This window comes from Mesorhizobium sp. 113-1-2 (assembly GCF_016756475.1).
Taxonomy (GTDB): Bacteria; Pseudomonadota; Alphaproteobacteria; order Rhizobiales; family Rhizobiaceae; genus Mesorhizobium; species Mesorhizobium loti_C.
Genome location: NZ_AP023242.1, coordinates 3,049,091 through 3,069,961 on the forward strand (window position 1 = coordinate 3,049,091; position 20,871 = coordinate 3,069,961).

20 protein-coding genes are annotated in these 20,871 nt (G+C 64.7%); 7 read left to right on the plus strand and 13 right to left on the minus strand.

What is annotated here, in order from left to right:
- Window positions 1-54 precede the first annotated feature (54 nt).
- From JN279_RS14620 to JN279_RS14630, 3 genes are read right to left on the minus strand one after another with little or no spacing between them, the layout of a single operon-like run.
- Window positions 55-1,194, minus strand: coding sequence for an alpha-hydroxy acid oxidase (locus JN279_RS14620; protein ID WP_202353132.1), 1,140 nt, complete (start codon window positions 1,192-1,194; stop codon window positions 55-57).
- A gap of 33 nt (window positions 1,195-1,227) precedes the next feature.
- Window positions 1,228-2,325, minus strand: coding sequence for an isocitrate/isopropylmalate dehydrogenase family protein (locus JN279_RS14625; protein WP_202353133.1), 1,098 nt, complete (start codon window positions 2,323-2,325; stop codon window positions 1,228-1,230).
- Window positions 2,326-2,352: 27 nt separating this feature from the next.
- On the minus strand, window positions 2,353-3,096 hold the full coding sequence (locus tag JN279_RS14630; RefSeq protein WP_202353134.1) for a glucose 1-dehydrogenase: 744 nt from the start codon (window positions 3,094-3,096) through the stop codon (window positions 2,353-2,355).
- Window positions 3,097-3,238: 142 nt separating this feature from the next.
- Here JN279_RS14630 and JN279_RS14635 point away from each other — a divergent pair, with 142 nt between their 5' ends.
- Together JN279_RS14635 and JN279_RS14640 are read left to right on the plus strand one after the other, a co-directional pair.
- Entirely contained in the window at window positions 3,239-4,735 is a 1,497-nt protein-coding gene (locus JN279_RS14635) for an aldehyde dehydrogenase family protein (protein WP_202353135.1), read from the plus strand.
- 191 nt (window positions 4,736-4,926) lie between these two features.
- Window positions 4,927-5,214: a GIY-YIG nuclease family protein gene (locus tag JN279_RS14640; RefSeq protein WP_202353136.1), complete on the plus strand. Its 288-nt coding sequence runs from the start codon at window positions 4,927-4,929 to the stop codon at window positions 5,212-5,214.
- 127 nt (window positions 5,215-5,341) lie between these two features.
- Here the strand turns inward: JN279_RS14640 and JN279_RS14645 are convergent, their stop codons facing one another.
- From JN279_RS14645 to JN279_RS14670, 7 genes are all read right to left on the minus strand, one after another.
- A complete protein-coding gene (locus JN279_RS14645; RefSeq protein ID WP_202353137.1) occupies window positions 5,342-6,238 on the minus strand; it encodes a LysR family transcriptional regulator in 897 nt (298 codons plus the stop codon).
- A 125-nt stretch (window positions 6,239-6,363) separates the two neighbouring features.
- On the minus strand, window positions 6,364-7,860 hold the full coding sequence (locus JN279_RS14650; protein WP_202353138.1) for a sugar ABC transporter ATP-binding protein: 1,497 nt from the start codon (window positions 7,858-7,860) through the stop codon (window positions 6,364-6,366).
- A gap of 3 nt (window positions 7,861-7,863) precedes the next feature.
- Window positions 7,864-8,958 (minus strand): strictosidine synthase, encoded by a 1,095-nt coding sequence (locus tag JN279_RS14655; protein WP_202353139.1) that lies wholly within the window; start codon window positions 8,956-8,958, stop codon window positions 7,864-7,866.
- The gene (locus JN279_RS14660) at window positions 8,955-11,072 is read right to left on the minus strand and encodes an ABC transporter permease (RefSeq protein WP_202353140.1); all 2,118 of its coding nucleotides are present in this window, start codon (window positions 11,070-11,072) and stop codon (window positions 8,955-8,957) included. The genes JN279_RS14655 and JN279_RS14660 overlap by 4 nt, the downstream gene beginning before the upstream one ends.
- 11 nt (window positions 11,073-11,083) lie before the next feature.
- On the minus strand, window positions 11,084-11,572 hold the full coding sequence (locus JN279_RS38690) for a substrate-binding domain-containing protein (RefSeq protein ID WP_274608696.1): 489 nt from the start codon (window positions 11,570-11,572) through the stop codon (window positions 11,084-11,086).
- Window positions 11,518-12,099 carry a substrate-binding domain-containing protein gene (locus JN279_RS38695; protein WP_274608697.1) on the minus strand — a complete coding sequence of 194 codons (582 nt, stop codon included), beginning with the start codon at window positions 12,097-12,099 and terminating at the stop codon, window positions 11,518-11,520. Before JN279_RS38695 ends, JN279_RS38690 begins: the two co-directional genes overlap by 55 nt.
- A 31-nt stretch (window positions 12,100-12,130) precedes the next feature.
- On the minus strand, window positions 12,131-13,129 hold the full coding sequence (locus tag JN279_RS14670; RefSeq protein ID WP_202353141.1) for an ABC transporter permease: 999 nt from the start codon (window positions 13,127-13,129) through the stop codon (window positions 12,131-12,133).
- Window positions 13,130-13,401: 272 nt separating this feature from the next.
- On the opposite strand from JN279_RS14670, the gene JN279_RS14675 reads away from it, so the two are divergent.
- Window positions 13,402-13,698, plus strand: coding sequence for a hypothetical protein (locus JN279_RS14675; protein ID WP_096448751.1), 297 nt, complete (start codon window positions 13,402-13,404; stop codon window positions 13,696-13,698).
- An 89-nt stretch (window positions 13,699-13,787) separates the two neighbouring features.
- On the opposite strand, the gene JN279_RS14680 is transcribed toward JN279_RS14675, so the two are convergent.
- A complete protein-coding gene (locus JN279_RS14680) occupies window positions 13,788-14,885 on the minus strand; it encodes a CaiB/BaiF CoA transferase family protein (RefSeq protein WP_202353142.1) in 1,098 nt (365 codons plus the stop codon).
- 101 nt (window positions 14,886-14,986) lie between these two features.
- Between JN279_RS14680 and JN279_RS14685 the strand changes: the two genes are divergently transcribed.
- The 4 genes from JN279_RS14685 to JN279_RS14700 all read left to right on the plus strand — a co-directional run bounded on the left by JN279_RS14685 (window position 14,987) and on the right by JN279_RS14700 (window position 17,621).
- Window positions 14,987-16,009, plus strand: a complete 1,023-nt coding sequence (locus JN279_RS14685; protein ID WP_202353143.1) for an LLM class flavin-dependent oxidoreductase — start codon at window positions 14,987-14,989, stop codon at window positions 16,007-16,009.
- Window positions 16,010-16,062: 53 nt separating this feature from the next.
- Window positions 16,063-16,710, plus strand: coding sequence for a ThuA domain-containing protein (locus JN279_RS14690; RefSeq protein ID WP_202353144.1), 648 nt, complete (start codon window positions 16,063-16,065; stop codon window positions 16,708-16,710).
- A gap of 62 nt (window positions 16,711-16,772) precedes the next feature.
- A complete protein-coding gene (locus JN279_RS14695; protein WP_096448743.1) occupies window positions 16,773-17,117 on the plus strand; it encodes a hypothetical protein in 345 nt (114 codons plus the stop codon).
- 90 nt (window positions 17,118-17,207) lie between these two features.
- On the plus strand, window positions 17,208-17,621 hold the full coding sequence (locus tag JN279_RS14700) for a hypothetical protein (protein WP_096448741.1): 414 nt from the start codon (window positions 17,208-17,210) through the stop codon (window positions 17,619-17,621).
- Between the two features lie 9 nt (window positions 17,622-17,630).
- Here JN279_RS14700 and JN279_RS14705 read toward each other — a convergent pair whose 3' ends face one another.
- Both JN279_RS14705 and JN279_RS14710 read right to left on the minus strand, forming a co-directional pair.
- Entirely contained in the window at window positions 17,631-19,649 is a 2,019-nt protein-coding gene (locus tag JN279_RS14705) for an amidase (protein ID WP_202353145.1), read from the minus strand.
- Window positions 19,650-19,768: 119 nt separating this feature from the next.
- Window positions 19,769-20,857, minus strand: a complete 1,089-nt coding sequence (locus tag JN279_RS14710) for a Gfo/Idh/MocA family protein (protein WP_202353146.1) — start codon at window positions 20,855-20,857, stop codon at window positions 19,769-19,771.
- Between the last annotated feature and the right edge of the window lie 14 nt (window positions 20,858-20,871).

Consider the following 20,871-nt stretch of genomic DNA (forward strand, 5'->3'; position numbering starts at 1 on the left):
GAAGGGGTGCCCGTGCGACGGGCGGCTGTACTGGGACGGGCGTGCGCGGCCTTGTCAGGCGATCAGGTCGGGACCAATCTGGTTCAACGACGGCATGCCCGCGAGCTTCAGGCCGTTGGCGACGTCCTCGAGCAGGATGTCGAGCACCCTGGCGACGCCCGCCTCTCCGCCGACGGCGCCGAACAGGGCGGCCCGGCCGATCGCCGCCGCGGAGGCGCCGAGCGCACCGGCCTTGATGATGTCCATGCCGGTGCGGATGCCGGAATCGATGAGGATCGGGACCTCGGCTCCCAGCGCATGACGGACTGCCGGCAAGGCATCGATGCTCGAAATGGCACCATCGAGCTGGCGGCCGCCATGGTTGGACACCCAGATGCCGTCGGCGCCTGCCGCTACAAGGCTTGCCGCATCGCCTGCATGCAGCACGCCCTTCACCAACAGCCGGCCCTTCCACCAGTCGCGGATTTGACGGAAATCGTCCCAGCCGAAGCCGGCGTGGAGATTGCTGCCGACGCGCGCGGCGATCGTCAGCCCGGCGCTGGTGTCGCCGAGATAACCACGGACATTCTCGAATTGCGGCAGCCCGCCATGCAGCAGCCGCAGCGACCAGGCGGGATGAGTCAGGCCTTCCCAGAGATGGCGGGGCGAGGGGCGCAGCGGGATCGAGATGCCGTTCCTGAGATCCTTCTCGCGCTTGCCTCCGGCCTGCAGGTCGACGGTTACCACCAGCGTCGAGTAGCCGAATTCTTCCGCCCGTCGCACCAGTTGCCGGTTGAAGTCGAAATCCTTCAAGACATAGAGCTGGAACCAGAGCGGTCCCTCGACGGCCCTGGCCATGCGCTCGATGCTGGTCGTGGCCATTGTGGACAGCGTGTAGGGGATGCCGCGCGCGGTCGCCGCCCTGGCGATGGCGATGTCGGCCCCGGGCCGGACCAACGCGCAGGAGCCCATCGGGCTGATCACCAGCGGCGTCGGCAAGGTCTGTGACCACAGGGATGTGGTCAAGTCCGGCCGGGAGACATCGGTGAGCACGCGCGGCACAAGCCTGATCCGCTCGAAATCGGCGCGGTTGTCGTTGAGCGTCAGTTCCTGTCCGGCGCCGCCGTCGACGAATTCGAAGATCGATTTCGGCAGGCGGCGGCGGGCAAGGCTGCGGAAATCCTCGACCGAAACCATGCGATCGAGCGATCCCATTTTCAGACCTCGCCTGCCGTCATCGCCAGCCCCTCACGCCGCGGCTGCCAGCCGGTCGCAGACGGAATGGGTTATCTCGCGAGTCGAGGCGCTGCCTTTCAGATCGGCGCTGAGCAGGCCGCCGGCAAGGCAGGCTTCCGTCACGCCTCGGATCCGTTCGGCGGCCTGATTGAGCCTTCCGTCCTGATGCTTGTGGCCGAGCCAATCGAGCATCGAGGCGGCCGACAGGATGGTGCCATAGGGGTTGGCGATGCCCTTGCCGGCAATGTCCGGCGCCGAGCCGTGCGCGGCCTGGAAGAAGCCGTTGGCGTCGCCGATCTCGGCGGACGGCGCCATGCCCATGCCGCCGACCGTGGCCGCCGCGAGGTCGGAGAGGATGTCGCCGAACATGTTCTCGCTGACGATGACATTGAAATGGCCGGGCTTCAGCACGAGATGCATGGCCATGGCGTCGACCAGCGCATATTCGGTGGCGATGTCGGGGTAGCCGTGCGCCACCTCGTCGAAGACGGAGCGGAAGAAGGCATAGCTGCGCAAGACGTTTGCCTTGTCGCAGCAGGTCACCCGGCGCAGGCCGTCGCGCGGCGCGCCGTTCGACTGCCGCGCCAGCTCAAAAGCCTTGCGCACGATGCGTTCGATGCCTGAGCGCGTCTGCACCAGCGTGTCGACCGCGACCTCGCCGCGCAGCAGCGCGCCCGAGCCGCGCGCGGCGTAGAGCCCCTCGCTGTTCTCGCGCAGGATGATGTAGTCGATGTCGCCGGCCTTGATGCCACTCAACGGGCTCTGCACGCCCTCGAAAAGCCTGATGGGACGGATGTTGGCGTAGAGGTCGAGTTCGAAGCGCAGCCTGAGCGTGAAATCCAGCCCTGCTTCGGTGCCGTCGGGGTGGACCACGCCGGGCAGGCCGCCGGCGCCATGCAGGATGGCGTCCGCCGCCCGGCAGGCCTGGAAGGTCGGCTCGGGAAAGCTCTGGCCGGTCTTCAGGAAGTGCTCGGCGCCGGCCGGATAGTCGCTGAAGCGCAGCGGGCTGTTGGACCCGAGTGCAGCCTTCACCACCTCGACCGTGGCGGCGCAGACTTCCGGGCCGATGCCGTCGCCATGCACCACGGCGATTTCGTAGACAGGCTTCATCGCCGAACCCTCACGGACAACAATCTCTCAGATGCACTTGCCGCCATCGACGTTGAGGTCGACACCGGTGATCATGCTGGCCTCGTCGGAGCACAGGAAGGCGGCGGCATTGCCCATGTCCTGTGGCGTCGAGAGCCGGCCGATCGGGATGGTGGCGACGACGCGGGCGCGGTTCTCCTCGCCGGAGCCGATGAAGGTGGACAGAAGCGGCGTGTCGCCGGCGACCGGGTTGATGGCGTTGACGCGGATGCCGAAGGGCGCGAGTTCCACCGCCATGGCCCGCGTGGCGGCGATCGCCCAACCCTTGGAGGCATTGTACCAGGTGAGGTTCGGCCGCGGCGAGACGCCGCCAGTGGAGGCGACGTTGAGGATGGCGCCCGATTTGATGGCTTTGAAATGCGGAACGACCGCGCGGGCGCCGTTGTAGATTGAGCGCATGTTGACGTCAGCGATGCGGTCGAACAGCTCCTCCTCCATCGTCTCCAGCGGCAGTGGCGGCTGGGCGACGCCGGCGTTGTTGACCAGTATGTCGAGGCCACCAAAAGCCGAGCGGGCCAGGTCGGCCGCTGCTTCGAAGCTGCCCACGGTCGAGACATCGCCGGTGATCGGTCGCACGTTCTTGCCGACCTCGCCGGCGACCCTGGCCGCCGCTGCCTCATCACGGTCCATCAGCACGACCAGCGCGCCCTCGGCGACGAATTTCCTGACGATGCCTTCGCCAAATCCCGAACCGCCACCGGTGACGATGGCGACCTTGCCAGCAAGTCTCATATCTGTTCCTCCGTTGCCGGCACCATCGGGGAAGTCGCTCGGATTGCACAGTCCGATTATCTGAACGCCCTTTTAGCTTTCCTTGTTTGAGGTCACCGGTGGCGGGAGTAATAGTCGCGGCGGAATTCGTGAGGAGGACGCGATGACGCTGAATTTCGACCCGAGGGCGAAGGCCGCGACGCTCTACCACGGCGAATTCCGGCCGATGTTCATCGGCGGCAAGTGGGTTGCGGCACAGTCCGGTGAGGTGATGCAGGCGCTCAACCCGGCGACGGGCGAGGTGCTGGCGACGGTGCCGCGCGGCGGGGCCGCTGACATCGATGCGGCGGTGGCCGCCGCACGCGCGGCCTTCGAAGGCCCATGGTCGAAATTCTCGCCCTATGAGCGGCAGTGCGTGCTGTTGCGCATCGCCGATCTGTTCGAGACGCATTGGGAAGAGCTCAGCGTTTCCGACACGCTCGACATGGGGCTGCCGATCACGCGCACGCTGGCCAACCGGCGCCGCGTCATCGGCATGCTGCGCTTCTATGGCGGCATGGCGACGGCGCTGCATGGCGAGGCGATCGACAATTCCATTCCCGGCGAGATCGTCTCCTTCACTAGGCGCGAGCCGGTCGGCGTCGTCGGCGCCATCATTCCCTGGAACGCGCCGACTGCCGCCTCGATCTGGAAGATCGCGCCGGCGCTCGCCACCGGCTGCACCATCGTGCTGAAACCTTCCGAGGATGCCTCGCTGACGCCACTGCTGATCGCCAGGCTGATGCAGGAGGCCGGTGTGCCCGACGGCGTCGTCAACATCGTCACCGGCACTGGCGCCGAGGCCGGCGCGCGGCTTGCCGAACATCCCGACGTCAACAAGATCGTCTTCACCGGCTCGACGCTGACTGGCCAAGCGATCGCGCGGGCGGGCGTTACCAACCTCAAGCGCGTCTCGCTGGAGCTCGGCGGCAAGTCGCCGATCATCGTCTGCCGCGACGCCGACATCGACAAGGCGGTTCCGGTGGCGGCGATGGCGGTGTTCGTGCATTCGGGCCAGATCTGCATCGCCGGTTCGCGGCTGTTCGTGGCGCGCGAAATCCACGACGAATTCGTGCGCCGGGTCGCCGAATTCGCCGGCAAGCTGCGCATCGGCCACGGCATCGAGGCGGAGACCGAAATCGGGCCGCTGATCAATGCCAGGCAGGCCGGCAAGGTGGAGGGCTACATCAAGGCCGGCAGCGACGAGGGCGCGGAACTGGTCGCCGGCGGATCGCGGCTGACGGGCGCACTCTACGATGGTGGCAATTTCATCGCGCCGACCGTCTTCGGCGCGGTGTCCGACAAGATGACCATCGCGCGCGAGGAGATTTTCGGGCCGGTCATTTCCGCCATGCCCTTCGATACGCTGGACGAGGCGGTCACGCGCGCCAATGCGACGCCTTATGGGCTGGCGGCCGGCATCTTCACCAGCCACCTCGGCACCGCGCACAAGCTGGCACGCCGCATCAAGGCCGGCTCGGTCTGGGTCAACATGTACCACGCCATCGACCCGGCGGTGCCGTTCGGCGGCATGAAGATGTCCGGCTACGGCCGCGAAGGCGGCATCGAGCATCTGCATGAGTATCTGGAGACCAAGTCAGTCTGGATCCAGACCGACTGAGGGGTATGCCGATATTCAGGTGAGGGCGGCCTGCGAATCACAAGTGCGCGAAGCCCCCCGCCTTCGTCATCCTAGGGCGAAGCAAGGAGCGAAGCGACGCGCGCAGACCCTAGGATCCATTCCGTGACGTCAGTCGAAAAATACAGCGGTCCAGGATAGAAGGCGGTCGCTTCGACAGCTAACGTCCATCCATGACCGGTTATGTCTACATGACCTCGAGCAAGAAGCGCGGCACGATCTATATCGGTGTCACCAATGATCTTGGCCGGCGCATGCCCGAACACAAATCTGGGCAAGGGTCGCAGTTCACCAGCCGCTACGGCGTGCAGCGGCTGGTCTGGTATGAGGAATATTTCGATATCACCGATGCCATTCAGCGAGAGAAATCGCTGAAGCGCTGGCCAAGGCAGTGGAAGATTGACCTCATCGAGAAAGCGAATCCAAATTGGTTCGAGCTTTTTCGCGAAACCGGGTGGTGAGCCTTCTGCACCGTTGCAACGCTTTGACGTCACGGAATGGATCCTAGGGTCTGCGCGCGTCGCTTCGCTCCTTGCTTCGCCCTAGGATGACGAAGCTACAGACGGTGCGGCAAATCTCCAGCGTTGCTCAATGCGCCAGTTCGCGCAGGTTGGTGCGGATGAGGTTCATCAGCTGTTCGGAGAAGGAGTGGTGCACGTAGCCTCGCGCCGTGATGATGCCGACGGAGCGGTGGGCGTCGCGGTGGTCGATGGGCACGACGCGCATGCGCTCGTCATTGCGTGAGATGGCGATGCCGGGGACGACGCACACACCCAGGCCGGATGAGGCAAGCGCCACCGCGGTCTGCGCGCTCTCGACCTCGTATCGCGGCTTGAGCTCGATGCCTTCCGCCGCCGTGAGCCGATCGACAAGGCCGCGTACCGCCGTCTTGCGGTTGAGCAGGATCAGCGGGTAGCGCAAGAGGTCGGAGAGAAGCAGCTTCTTTTCGCCGCCATGGATTTCCGTCGGGATGCAGGCCATCAGCGGATCGTCGAGGATGGACTCGAACTGGAAGTCGGTCAGGTTGGGCAGTTCGGGGCCGATATAGAACTCGACCTCCTGCTGCTGCAAAAGGCTGAGCGCCGCCTGGGGTGGGGTTTCGATGACCTCGACGATCGAGCGGGGATAGCGCAGCTTGAATGTCGCCAATATGTCGCCGAGCCGGCTTGCCGCAAGCGTCGGGGCGCAAGCGATCTGGACCTTGCCCTTGCGCCGCGCGGCGATCTCGGTCAGCCGGTCGAGGCTGGTCTGCACCTGCGACATCGCGTTGGCGATCTCCTCGAACAGGACCTGGCCTTCCGGCGTCAGGCTGGCGCGCTGCGCGGTGCGGATGAAGAGCGAGATGCCGATCTGCTCCTCGAGGTCGCGTATCTGCATCGAGACCGCCGACGGCGAGCGGTTGCTCTCTTCGGCAGCACGACGGAAGCTGCCGTTTTCGGCGGCAAGCAGGAACGTCTGCAGAAGTTTGAGGTTGATGCTGGACATGTCCGCTCGGGCAGGTGGTCTGACCTCCTGACCTATTCAGACGCGGAACCGATTGCAAGGCAATAGGCCGGGGCCAACCATTGGTCCTGGCTTAGCCGGCGAAACATTGCCTTTCTTTGCGACGGTCAATGCACTGCAGCAAACATCACGCGTTCCTCGGTCGCTTCCGACAGCATCATCTCCTCGACCACGCGGCCGCGCTTGACGACCAGGATGCGGTCCGAAACGGCCAGGATTTCAGGCAGATAGGACGAGATGACGACGACGGCCATGCCCTGGTCGGCGAGATCGCTGATGAGCTGGTGGATCTCGACGATGGCGCCAACATCGACACCGCGCGTCGGCTCGTCGAAGATCACCAGCTTCGGCTTCTGGATCAGCGATTTGGCGATCACCACCTTTTGCTGATTGCCGCCGGAAAGCTCGATCATCCGGGCGCGGTCGCTGGTCTGCCGCAGGCTCAAGCGCTCGCCCCATTCGCGGGCAAGCTGCCTGGCGCGCGCCAAGGACACCATCGAGACCGGGTTGGCGCCCTCGGTGAGTTCGCCCATCTGCAGGTTCTCGCCGGCCGTCATGGTCTCGAAGAAACCGTCGAGCTTGCGGTCCTCGGTGACATAGACAATGCCGTCGCGCACCGCCGGCCGCGGCACGCGGTAGCGCACCGATTTGCCGAGCAAGCGGATCTCGCCGCCATGGAAGATGTTGCGCTTCAGCAGGCCGGCAACGACCTTGGCCATTTCGGTGCGGCCGGCGCCGACGAGGCCGAACATGCCGGTGACCTGGCCCGAAAAGACCGAGAAGGATGAGTTGCGCACCAGGCCGGCGCAGGAGAGGTTCTCGACCGACAGCACCTTGTCGCCATAGGGCCGGGCCGTGCGCTTGACCTCGCCATGCAGCGTTTCGGTCAGCGTACGGCCGACCATGGCCTGCACGATGGTGGCGCGGGTGAAGCCCTTGGCGTCTCCCGAAGCCACGATCTCGCCGTCGCGCATGACGGTGATGCGGTCGGCCACGGCCAGCGCCTCTTCCAGCGCATGGCTGATGAAGATGATGGCGATGCCTTCCTTGACCAGGCGCTGCAGCAGGTTGAAGAAATGGCTCTTCTCTTCCGGCGTCAGCGTCGCCGTCGGCTCGTCGAAGATGATGACGCGGGCCTTGTGGTGGACGGCGCGCGCGATCTCCACCATCTGCTTGTGCGCCGCGCCCAGCGTGCTGACCTGCGCGGTCGGGTCGACCTGAAAGCCCATGCCGGCGAGGAATTGCCGCGCCTGGATGTAGAGGCCGCGCAGCCGGTTGAACATCTTCTCTTCGCCGAGATAGAGGTTCTGCGCCACGGTCATAGCCGGCACCAGATTGGTTTCCTGGAACACCATGGCAATGCCGGCGCGCAGCGCTTCGGCGGGTGCCGCGAAGGACACCTCCTTGCCGTCGAAGGTCATCTTGCCCTCTGTCAGCTTGAACACGCCTGCCATGACCTTGGTCAGCGTCGACTTGCCGGCGCCGTTTTCGCCGAGCAGCGCGTGGATCTCGCCCTTGCGCAGGTCGAAATTGACGTTCTTGAAGGCGGGGATGCGCGAGAAGGCCTTGGTGGCGTCCCTGAGTTCGATGATGTTATCCGACATCGCTTAACCCCGCTTGCCGCCGGCGGCGCCGGCCACGCGCACCACCCGCGATCCGCCGCGCGAGGCGACGAGCAAATCGTCGCCCGCCTCGCAGGCGCTGACCGTGCCGTGCACCGTGCCGTCGGCGCGCGAATGAAAGCTCGACAGCGGCTTCATGTTCTGGTCGCAATGTACCACCAGCCCATAGGATCGGGTGACCGCATAGGGCTTCAGCACGTTCATCTGCTTCAGCTGGCTGCCTTGCATCGGCTCGCGGTAATCGCGCCATGAGCTCAGCGAAGGCGCCATCCAATACGCTTCCGGGACCTCGGCCAGCATGCGCTTGCGATAGGTCTCCTCGCGCAGGATGAATTCCACCAGCTGGTTGCGGACGGAATAGAAGGTCAGCCAGTAGCCGGCATTGAAGGCGGGCGCGATGCGGGCGGGATAGGCGGGCAGATGGTCCAGCACCGGCAACGTCGCCTTGGTGGCGAGGTCGATCGCCAGCACGCGGTGGCGCCAGGCTTCGGTGACGTAGATGCGGTTCGAACCGGTGGTGGCGATGCCGGCCGGCCAGGCCAGGCCGTCGCGGATCAGCTCCAGCCGGCCGCTTTTCAAATCGAGGCGCCAGAGCGAGCCGGAAGCGTTCTTCTGCATCAGGTCGCGGCGCCAGCCGCTCGCCGGCAGCGAGGCCGAACCGTTGGCGATCAGCAGGCTGTTGCTGTCGAGGAAGGTGAGGGCGGTGATGCAGGAGAGCCGCAGGACCTCGTCGCCCGTCGCTTCGCGCCCGTCATGCAGGCCGCCGCGGATGACGACGCCCTTGCCGTCGATCGCCAGCGCCGTCATGCCGCGGGCATGGGCGAGTGCTGTGATCTCGCCGGAAAATTCCTGCAGGATTTCGGCATGGCCGTCGGCGCCGAAACGCACCAGCGAGGCGGCGCTGCTGGCCAGCACGCCCTTGTCGGTGCGCACGAGATTGTCTGCATTGGCGAGGCTGGCGAAGGTCTCGGCCTCCTCCAATCCCTGGTTGGGCAGCAGGGGGCCGTCGAGCGTCGGCACCGTCACCGCCCAGTCGCCACGGCCAAGGAAGCGGTCGAAAAACTGGCTCACGGCGCTCATGCCTTTTTGCCCCAGTAGGAATCCGAGCTGAACCAGTTCTGGTCGACGCCCTTCAGCGGCAGCGTGCCCATGCGGTTGTTGAAGATGCCGCAGAGATAGAGCACGCCCTTGTGCTCGCGCATCGAGGTGATCATCGGATGTTTTTCGCCGGCGCGGTCCCAGAGGCTTTCGAGGATCTGGCCGTTCTCGTCGAAGCGCAGCACGCAGCCGGTGTTGAGGTTGGGCATCAGCCAGGCGTCTTCCGAAACGCGCCGCGCCATGCGGCGGCGGAAGCCCGGCATTTCCAGCGACAAATCGAGCGCCGGCGTGCGCATGCCCATCAAGGCAAGCCAATAGGTGCCGTCCGAGGCGCGGTTGATGTTGTCGGGATAGCCGGGCAAGCCTTCGATGACGCGCTCGACCTTGCCCTTCTTCGGGCCGTCGAAATAGTAGCGGCTGATGCGGCAGGCCCAGCTTTCGGCGAACAGCACCGACTGGCCGTCGAAGGCGGTGCAGATGCCATTGGGGAAGACCAGGTTCGACAGCAGCGTGCGGGTCGAACCTGTGCGCGGATCATGGACGATGATGCGGCCGTTGCCTCGGCTTTCCAGCGCATCGGCGTACCAGTCATGCATTTCGAAACGTACGGTCGCTTCGGAAAAGACAATGCGGCCGTCAGGAAGGATGTCGCAGTCGTCGGCAAGCTTCATGGTCGAGTCGTCGACGACCGAGGTCAGCGAGCGGTTGGTCTCGGCCGTCAGCAGCTTCACTGTGCCGTCCGGTGCCACCCGGTAGAGGCCCATGCCGGCGACGCAGATGACCAGATTGTCGTCGCGGTCGAAGGCCATGCCGAGCGGCGAGCCGCCAATATGGGCGAACACTTCGCTCTGCGTATAATGCGGCGGCTGGAAGCGCAGTATGTCGCCCTGGCGGGTACCGGTGTAGAGGCGGTCCTGGCGGTCGAAGATGACATCCTCGGCACCGTCGAGGACGCCAAGGCCGATGACGCCGACATCCTTCAACCGGTCGTTCACGGCGATCGGCGTGCCCGGCGCGGTCGAGATCGGCTCGCGCATCTTGGCGAAGGTCGGCGAGATGTAGACGCTGCGCAGGATCTTGTGACGGTTCTTCACCCAGCGCACGTCGAGCAGGACCGAGAAAAGCAGCACGAGGCCAAGGATCAGGGAGTTGACCGGGCCGGATACGGCCAGAGCAAGCAGGCTGTTCGACAGGACGAGCACGAAGATCGTGCCCATCAGCGCCTTGGCCACCGAGCCGCGCCCGCCGCCAAGCGAGATGCCGCCAAGCACGGTCGCGGTGAGCACCTGCAGTTCGAGGCCGGTGCCGATATCGGAGGCCGCACTGCCGATGCGGGCCGAGAAGAAGAAACCGGAGAGCGCGACCAGCACCGAGCACAGAACATAAGCGCTGAACAGAGTGAAACGCACATTGATGCCGGCATTGTAGGCCGAGCGGCGCGCGCCGCCGACCGCGAACAGCCGCCAGCCATAGCGGGCGCGCGACAGGACGAGGTGGATCGCCAGCGCGATGACCACGAAGACGGCGAAGGAGGTCGGTACGCCCCAGATCGTGCCGAAGCCGAGGAAATCATAGGTCGGCGAATCCGGCCCGCTGGTGACGATCGGCGTCGAGACTTGCGGGAAGATGACGTCGAAGGTCGAGCGGTAGATGATCAGCGTGACCAGCGTCGTCAGGAAGGCCCGCATGCGCAGGAAGCCGACCAGAACGCCGTTGATGGCGCCGCAGACGACGCCAAGCCCGAGGCAGGCCAGCAGGCCGGTGCCGAAACTCCATTGCCCGACATTCATGCCGTAGAGCGTCACCAGCACCGCCAGCGCGAAGGTCGAACCGACCGACAGGTCGATGCCGCCCGAGACCATGACGATGGTCATGCCGAGCACGACCAGGCCGAGCTCGGCGGTCTGGCCGCTGAGATTGGTCAGCGTCGCGACGCTCCAGAAGCCCGGCACGATCGAACCGAAGATCGCGCACAGGATGACCAGCGCCGTGAAGGGGATGACGCTGTCGATCCACTTCTTGGTCAGGATCTCCCCGACCACATGGTCGGGGAGCAGGCGGTAGCGCCAGCGCACGAGGCTTTCGGCCATGCTCATCGGAAAGTCCGTTACTTGATGTCTTCAGGCTTCCAGCAGTTCCGGCCGGTCGCGTTGGTCTTGTCGACACGGGTGATCGGGCCGAAGAAGATGGTCTTCTCGCTGCCCGCCTGCCGGTCGGGGTGCTGCAGCAGTTCGGAAATCTGCTGCGCGGCGATTTCGCCCTGGATGGGGGCATTGAAGTTGAAGATCACATCGAGCAGGCCGTTCTTGATGCTGTCGCAGCCGGTGGCGGCGCCCGCGCCATTGGTGACGATGGTGACCTGGTCCTGCTTGCCGGCAGCCGCGACGGCGGCACCGGCGCCGACCTCGGCATTGTCCCAGATGCCCATGATGCCGCAGAGGTCCGGATGCTGCTGCAGCACCGTCTCGGTGATCTGGCGGGCCTTTTCGCTCATATAGTCGGCCGGCTGGTCGGAGACGAGCTGCAGTTCGGGATTGGCCTTCAGCACCTCGTCGATGCCGGTTCGCATGTAGATGTTGGCGGCGCCCGTCTGCACGCCGGCAAGCCGACCACCTTGTGCGAGACGGCGTTCGGCCCGGTGCAGTGCTTGGCCAGTTCGCCCATTTCCAGGCGGCCCATCTCGATCCAGTCATTGCCGACATAGGAGTCCGTCTGGGTGGCTGACTGCATGTTGACCTGCAGCACCTTGATGCCGGCCGCCTGCGCCTGCTTGAGCAGGCGGGCGTAGGTCTGGACGTCGGGATTCTGCACGATGATCAGGTCCGGCTTCTCGGCGATGGCGCCCTGCATGGCGCGGATGCCGGCATTGGTGTCACCGTTGGGATCGCGCACTTCGAGGCTGAAGCCATAGCGGGCGGCGTGGCGCTGCCACACCATCACCCAGGCCTGGTTGAGGTCCATGCCCTGCGAGATCGGCACGAAGATGACCTTCTTGCCCTTGAGCGTTTCCAGATAGGGCGCGCGCCCGACCTGGTCGGTTTCCTGCGCGGTGCCGACGTTGGCCGCTCCCAGCAGCGCAAGCGCGGTCAGGCCTGCGAACAGGCAGTTCTTGAATAGCTTCATGGTTTCCTCCCTGATTTGATGCGTTCTTGTTTCAGATGTCGCCGCTCTGCGAGGTCTGCTCGTCGCGCGGATTGATGATGGCGTCGATCGCCAGCGCGCCCAGCAGGATCACGCTCTTGATCAGGTTCTGGCTGGTGTAGCTGAAGTTCAGGATCGTCATGCCGTTGGTCAGGATGCCGACCAGAATGGTGCCGACGATGACATTGCGCACGCCGCCCTGGCCGCCGGAAAGGCCGATGCCGCCGAGCACCACGACCAAGAGCACGTCGTAGATCAGGCTCGAGTTGTAAAGGCGCGTGTCGATGCCGGTGACCAGCCCCAGCATGATGATGCCGGCGGTGAAGGCGATCAGCGCGCTCAGCACATATTGCGTCACGATGATCGGGCGCGTCGGCAGGCCGGTGGTGCGGGCCGCGTTCGGATTGTCGCCGGTGGCATAGACCAGCCGGCCGAAGCGGGTCTTCTTCAGGAAGAAGCCCATCAGTGCCGCCACCGCCGCGAAGATGACCACGACCATCGGGATGCCGAGGATGGTGCCGCTGCCGACGAATTTCAGCCAGCCGATGTCCAGCGGGGCATAGAGGACGTCGGAGGCAAAGACGATGCGCCCCGAACCGTAGACCGAGGAGGCGATGGCCAGCGTGGCGAAGATCGGCGGGATTTCGGCCACCGCCACCATGATGCCGGTGAACAGGCCGATGGCAGCGGCCAGAAGGGCACCGCAGAGCACGGCCAGCGTGAAGTCGATGCCCCAGGTGGAGATCCAGATCGAGAAGGCGACGCCGACCACCATCACCGCCACCATGGTAAGATCGATGCCGCGGCCGACGACGATGAAGCCCATGCCGACGGCAAGCGTGCCGAGGATGGAGACGTTCTTGAGGATGGCGATGATGTTGCCCTGGCTCAGGAAATTGTTGAGCGTCGCCGAGAACACAACAAAGAGGATGACCGAGATCGCAACGACGACAAGCTCCTGGGACAGTTTGATGCCCGAGCGCGCGCCGTCGGATTTGCCCGAACCAGCCAAGTCTCTTCCTCCCTCGCTGCCAGCCTCAACTGGCAGCTTGCCCGAGCCGCCTCGCAGCTCCGGCGTTTCCTCCACAGCCCTGAGCCGGCTGCCTCCCGCAAGACCATTGCGGCTCGACACGGCAGGGGCAATTTCGATTTTCTGATGCGCTGTGCAGTTCGCTCCGGCGGGCATGCAAATCGCGGGGCAGGCGAACCGTTGCCAGGGAACCTTTGTCCGGCCGGTGATTTTTGCCTATATAGGAAGCGTGAACGGCCAGGAGGGTGTTGCCGATGACGACGAAACGCTTTGCGATCTGCGCTCTTGCCCTGGCGACGGCCTGCGGCATGACCGCGCCGGCATCCGCCGGGGCCAAGCACCGCCACCACACTCAGAACCACTACTACAATCAGGCCGAGCCGGAACGCTATGTTCCCGCCGATGACGATCTCATCGGCTTCCTGTTCGGCGGCCCGCGCTATTATGACCAGCAGCTGTTCACCACCGCCGCCGGCGCCTGCTCCTACAATCGGGTGGGGCCGGACGCGAATGCGATAAACAAGATCAACGATCACCATTGCGGGAAGTAGCTGGCCCGCTCGGCGGTCGGCTCAAGCCAGTGTCAGGCCAATTCCCGGCAGCCAATGGTGGATTTCCAGCAGGCTAAAACTCGCCGATTTCAACGGCTTGTATGGGGATTCGCCAGTTCCGCGCGAATCTCGGCACCGTGTTCGTCGCGCGCGGGACCTTTCGTCGGTGTCTTTTGCACCCACTGGGAAAAGCGCGGAGCAGCAGCTGCTTGCAGGACACCGTCCACCGCCAGCCAGGAACCGCGCGCGGCCATGTGCGGGTGCTGTGCTGCTTCCCATGGATTGAGCACCGGTGAGACGCAAGCGTCGGAGCCCTCGAACAGGCTGGTCCACTCGTCGCGGGTTTTTGCCGCAAAGATCGCCGCCAGCTGGCTGCCGAGTTCCGGCCAGAGATCGCGGTCGAATTGGTTGGCGAATTGCGGATCGGCGGCGAGGCCGAGCCGGTCGAGGAACAGCGCATAGAATTTCGGCTCGATGCACTGGACGCTGATGAACCCGCCATCGGATGTGCGGTAGACGCGGCACCAATGCGGCCCGTCGAGAAGGCTTCTGCCCCGTTCGGCCGCGAGGCCGCCGATTTGGCCGAGCACCATCAGCAGGTTCATCATGTGGGCCGAGCCGTCGACGATCGCCGCGTCGACCACGGTGCCTTCACCGCTCGCTCGCGCGTTCATGATGCCGGCGAGTATGCCGATCACCAGATAGAGCGCGCCGCCGCCTATATCGCCGACCAGCGTCGGCGGCGCCATGGGCGGCTCGTGCGGCAAGGAGGCGTACCAGAGCGCGCCCGACACGCCGATATAGTTCAAATCATGCCCGGCGGTGCGGGCGAGCGGGCCGTCCTGGCCCCAGCCGGTCATGCGGCCGTAGACCAGCATTGGATTGACCGCCAGGCAGGCCTCCGGGCCGAGGCCGAGTCGCTCCATGACGCCGGGCCGGAATCCCTCGATCAGCCCGTCGGCGGTGGCGATGAGGCGCATCAGCAGGGCGACATCCTCGGCATCTCCGAGGTCGAGCGCGATGGAGCGCTTGCCGCGATCAAGCAGCGAGCGTTCCGGGAGTCCGGGCAGGAGCGCCTGCTTGCGGTGGACGACGATGATTTCGGCGCCGAGATCGGCAAGCAGCATGCCGGCGAAGGGTGCGGGCCCGAGCGCCTCGATCTCGACGATGCGGATTCCCCTGAGCATTCGACCCTCCACGGCGACTCCTGAGTATCGTGCAAGGCGACGGTGTGTAACCCCGCTGTTTTGGCATTGAAGCACGTGCCGCCCGCATATACTTCAGGGCCATGAAAAAAATCGGTTTCCTCTCGTTCGGGCACTGGACGCCCTCGTCGCAATCGCAGGTGCGCTCGGCTTCCGACGCGCTGCTGCAGTCCATCGATCTCGCCGTCGCGGCCGAACAGCTCGGCGTCGACGGCGCCTATTTCCGCGTGCATCATTTTGCCCGCCAGCTCGCCTCGCCATTCCCGCTGCTGGCGGCTGTCGGGGCCAAGACCAGCCGCATCGAGATCGGCACGGCGGTCATCGACATGCGCTATGAGAATCCGCTCTACATGGCCGAGGATGCGGGTGCCGCCGACATCATCGCCGGCGGGCGCCTGCAGCTCGGCATCAGCCGTGGCTCGCCCGAGCAGGTCATCGATGGCTGGCGCTATTTCGGCTACCAGCCGCCGGAAGGCAAAAGCGACGCCGACATGGCGCGGCATCACGCCGAGGTTTTCCTCGACACGCTGCGCGGCGAAGGTTTTGGCCAGCCCAATCCGCGGCCGATGTTCCCCAACCCGCCCGGGCTGCTTCGGCTCGAGCCGCATTCGGAAGGCCTGCGTGAGCGCATCTGGTGGGGCGCGGCCACCAACGCCACCTCGGAATGGGCGGCCAAGCTCGGCATGAATCTGCAGAGCTCGACGCTCAAATTCGACGAGAGCGGCAAGCCCTTCCACATCCAGCAGGCCGAGCAGATCCGCATCTATCGCGAGGCCTGGAAGGCGGCCGGCCACGAGCGCGAGCCGCGCGTTTCGGTCAGCCGCAGCATCTTCGCGCTGGTCGATGACCGCGACCGCGCCTATTTCGGCCGCGGCAATGAAAGCCGCGACCAGATCGGCTTCATCGAGGAGAATACCAGGGCGATCTTCGGCCGCAGCTACGCCGCCGAGCCTGACGTGCTGATCAAGGAGCTGGCGCAGGACGAGGCGATCGCCGAAGCCGACACGCTGCTGCTCACCGTGCCCAACCAGCTCGGCGTAGACTACAACGCCCATGTCATCGAGGCGATCCTGACGCATGTCGCGCCGGCCCTGGGCTGGCGCTGACCGCCGCGCCGTGTAACCATCGATCGCGGCGGGCGATTCAGGAGGTTCATGGCATGCCAAAGAAGGCCCTGATTGCCTGGGGCGGCTGGGAAGGCCACACGCCCGAGCGTAGCGCCAACGTTATCCGCGCCTTGCTTGAGCGCAATGGATTCACCGTCACGCTGGGCCACGGCACGGCGATGTTCGCCGATCCGGAATTGCCTACCTTCGATCTCATCGTACCGGTCATCACCATGTCGACGATCGAGAAGGCCGAGTTGCGGAACCTGACGCAGGCGGTTCGCGCGGGAAGCGGGCTTGGCGGCTTTCACGGCACGATGGGCGACAGTTTCCGCAACGAGCCCGACTACCAGTTCATGATCGGCGGCCAATGGGTCGCGCATCCCGGCAACATCATCGACTATCGTGTGGTGATCACACAACCGGACGACCCGATCACCAGGGGCGTCGGCGATTTCGCCTATCGGTCGGAGCAGTATTACATGCATGTCGATCCGAGCAACGAGGTCCTGGCGACGACCACCTTCAGCGATGCGCATTTCCCGGGGATTGATGGCGTTGTCATGCCGGTGGTCTGGAAGCGGCGGTATGGCGCGGGGAGGGTGTTTTACAGTTCGCTTGGGCACACGGCGGATGAGTTTGCGGTGCCGGAGATGGCGATGATGGTGGAGCGCGGGTTGCTGTGGGCGGCGCGGGGGTAGCAGCAGGCGTGGTTTTATGAAAATCTTGGGCTGAATTCACAGGGCATCTAAGGAGATATCCAATGAATGGTTTCAGTTGGTCTGCTTCCGAAAAGAAGCTCGCCCGTCATGCCTTCGATATGGCTCTTGAGGCCGCGCTCGCAAAGACGATGGCGGAATTCAAGCGCAAGGCGAGTGCGGTGACGCAGCCCTCCGAAATGTGGGAGCTGGAAGACTATCTGCGTGAAGAGCGGCGGGATATCGATCGGATGTTCGATTACCGCTATTCGCAGCTGATCTACGTTCTTGCCCATCTCATTCGATTAGGCCATCTCGACGAAAAGCTGCTTGCCGGTCTGTCCCAGGACAAATGGGACGCCATTCGGCGGGACCTTGCCTTTACAGCGAGACGCTCGGCCAGCGGATGACGACGGAGGGCGGCCGCGTCCCGATCCCTGCCATGCTGGAAAATCGGCCGGTATCGCACTACCATCCCGTCGAATGGCGAGGGGGATGAGATGGACCATCACCGTACTGTTTTTCTGATCGGCGCAGGTTCCGTTGGTGACGACGAGCAAGCCGTGTTCACGCTGCACGTGAGCGGCGCTGCCTGCAGTCTGAAATGCAGCTATCGGGACAAGGTAATCGAGGCCGAAGAGGAAGACTTTTTCGAGGCTCTGTTCCAAATCCGCCAGGCACTCGAAGTCGATGGCTTGATACCCTTCTGTTACGGAGCAAGTGCCAATGTTTATCCGGAAAATACCGTAATGGAAAAAAGTCGCGGATTGATAGCCTGCAAGGTGAAGACGGGGCAATTTCCCAAGGAGACCGATCTGGTCGACATATTTGATGATGGCGTCGACGTGGTTCCGGTTTTCGTCCATATGCAACAGGAATTTTGGGAAGAATGGCTGGCTTCGCTGCCTTCCTAGTCCCGGCGCTCATCCAATCCCGCCGGTGACAAGATAGGCACCGGCTGTGCGTCCATCCTCCAGTCGCACCACCGCCGTCACGATTGAACCATACGAGCCGCGCCAGACGCTGTGGAACCGCTTGTGCTCGGCGGCTGGAACGAAGGCGCTTCCGCTGAAGTGCGCGCCGGCTCGCTGCATCGCGACGGCTTCTCCGTTGACGTGCACCTTGACGGTGGCGCTCTCCGCCTCGGCCGCAATGTCGAGCGTTATCGCGATCTCGTCCTGATCGCCGGAAGAGCGCGTCTCGGCGACCAGCGCGATTGCCAGTGGCGGCAACCTGCCGTGGCCGGCCTGCACGTGCCGCCCCGAAAACACATCATCGGCCAGTTCCGGCGTGCGCGGCGGGCTCGTGCGGCGCTGGGTGGCGCGCTCGTAATCGCCGGCCATGCGCAGCAGTCTTTCGTCGTCATAGGCCTTGCCGGCGAAGGTCAGGCCGACCGGCATGCCGATGTCGGCCATCGTGCCCATCGGCACGGTGACGGTCGGGATGCCGAAATGGCGCCAGACCAGATTGCCGTTGGCGACCCAGGTGCCATTGCGCCAGGCAAGCGCGGCGGACGCCTCGTTGACATCGGCGTCGGCCGGCCCGACATCGGCGGCGGCTGGCAGCACCACGGCGTCGATGCCTTGCGCGTCGAGCCAGTCCTCGAAATCGATGCGCCGTGTCGCCTCAAGCCCCTTCAACCCATCCTCCAGCGTAGGGATATCTGTGAAGGGTGTGACGCCGGATTTGGCCCGCTCGACATACTCCGACAGGTCGAAGCCGCCTTCGTAGCGGTCGGGCAAAGTGCCCGGCGGCTGCGGGAAGATTTTCGGGCCGTCGACCGAGGCGAGATCGGGGATGTCAGGGTCAGCATTGGCGCGCAAAAAGTCGTCCCAGCCCCAGATGCAGAGATCCCAGAGTTCGCGGTCGGCGAATTCTTTTGGCACCAGGCCGCGCTCGATCATGGTGCGGGCGCCGGGGCGGTCGCGCTCGTAGTTGGAGACGACGGGAAAATCGACTTCCACCACTTCGGCGCCAAGCCGCTCCAGATCGGCCGCCGCCTGCTCCCACAGCGCCAGCACCGAGGCGCGGGTCTCGATCGGCCTATCAGCCTCGCTGTCGCGGCCGATATACATTCTGGGCACGCCGAGTCGTTTGCCTTTCAGCGACCCGGCCAGCGCCAGGTCGGTGTAACGCTGCGGACGCACCTCGGAGCTTTTCGGCAGTTCGACCCAAGGCTGCGCGCGCCAGAAATCGCCTCGCGTTTCGGGATCGTCGGCAACGATGACGTCGAGTAGTTCGAGCATGTCGGGCATGGTCCGCGCGTGCGGCACCACGACATCCATGGTCGGCACCAATGGCCAGTTGCCGCGCACAGAGATCACACCGCGCGACGGCGTGTAGGCGACCAGCGCGTTGTTGCTGGCCGGCGCACGCCCGGACGACCAGGTCTCCTCGCCGAGCCCGAAGGCGCAGAAGCTGGCTGAAGTCGCCGTGCCGGAGCCGTTGGACGAACCGGATGCGAAGGCAGCGGTCAGATAGTCGGCATTGTAGGGGCTTTCGGCGCGGCCGTAGACGCCACGCTGCATGCCGCCATTGGCCATGGGCGGCATGTTGGTGAGGCCGATCAGCACCGCGCCGCCGGCGCGCAGCCGGGCAATGGTGAAGGCGTCCTCATTGGCGACGAGATGCTCGAAAGCCGGCGAGCCGGCCGCGACCGTCAGGCCTTTGACCTTGTAGCTGTCCTTGGCGGTGTAGGGGATGCCGTCGAGCGGCCCGGGCAGGGCACCATCGAGCCGCCGTTGGTCGGAAGCGGCAGCCTCCTTGAACATGTCGGGGTTGAGCACCGGGACGGCGTTGAGGCTGATGCCATGCCGGTCGAAATGCGCGATGCGCCTGAGATACGCCGCGACCAGTTCGACGCTGGTGACCGTGCCTTCATCGAGAGCGCGGCGCAATTGCTCGATCGTTGCTTCGACGAGATGAAGGCTGGCGTCGGTCATCGCTGGTTCCAGGCTGTTGTCTGTCGTGCCATGGATGAGCGAGGCCGCCGGCTTCGGCAAGGGCCAATCAGCAGTCTTTGCCGGAACGTGTTGCGCCTGCCGGTACCTTGCCGGCAGGCTCAGGCGCCTGTGCGGCTCTCCTTCATCTTCTCGATGATCCCGGCCATCAGCGCCAGGTCGCGGCGCGAGTCGGCGAGGTCGGTCAGCGGTTTGGTGCCTTCAGCGATATGGCGGTGGAAAATCTCCAGCTCGTTGGAGAAGGCGTCGCCATAGAGCGGACCGAAGCTTTTCGTCACCGGGCCGAGCGGGCCGGCGTCGGTCACTTCGAGCCGGGTCGGCAGGCTGCGGATGTAGGGCGTGTCGTAGATGATGCGCACGCGCCTGGTGTTGGAGCGCACTTCGATCATGGCGTCGAACAGGCCGAGATCATCGACCACCGCGTCATAGAGGCAGGCGAAATGGCCGTAGTCGAAGGTGATCGACGTGTTGGCGCCGCCATTGGTGCGATGCGCGGCCACCACGCCTTTGGGTTCGCCGATTAGCCCGCGCATCGCCGAGATGTGATGCGACGACAGTGCCGTCAGCCCGCGATAGGCGCGCACCAGGTCAGCGGGCGCGTCGGTACCGACGACTTCGCGGATCAGTGCGTCCCGCTCCCTGGCGCCGCGCGCAAGAAGAGCAGGGTCGATGTCCCGGGGATAGAGGACATTCTGGCTTTTCTTGAGGAAATGCCGGCCTTCCGAGATCAGGTCGAAGATGCGGACATGGGTGATGTCGGCATGAGCGGGCAGTTCGTCCCTGGCCGCCAGATATGCTGGTGCGTAGCGGCGCATGTAGCCGACGAACAGGGTCTTTCGGTAAGACGGCATCAGCGCCAGCAGCTCGTCGATCTCGCGGACCGTCAGGCAAGCGGGCTTTTCCAGCAGGATGTGCTTGTCGGCTTGCATGGCCGCGCGCACGAAGCGGCTGTGGGTGTCGTCGGACGACAGCACGAAGACCACGTCGATGTCAGGCGAATTGATCAGCGCCTCGGCCGTGTCGAAGGCTTTCACCCCGGCATATTCCGACGTGACGAGCGCCACCAGGCTTGGCGACACGTCGTGGACGCCCGCGATCCGCCAACGGTCGCGCTGGTCAGCCAGAACAGGCAGATGGATCGACTGCGCGACCTCTCCAAGACCCACAAGCCCGACACGAAGTGGTGCCACGCGCAAACTCCTTG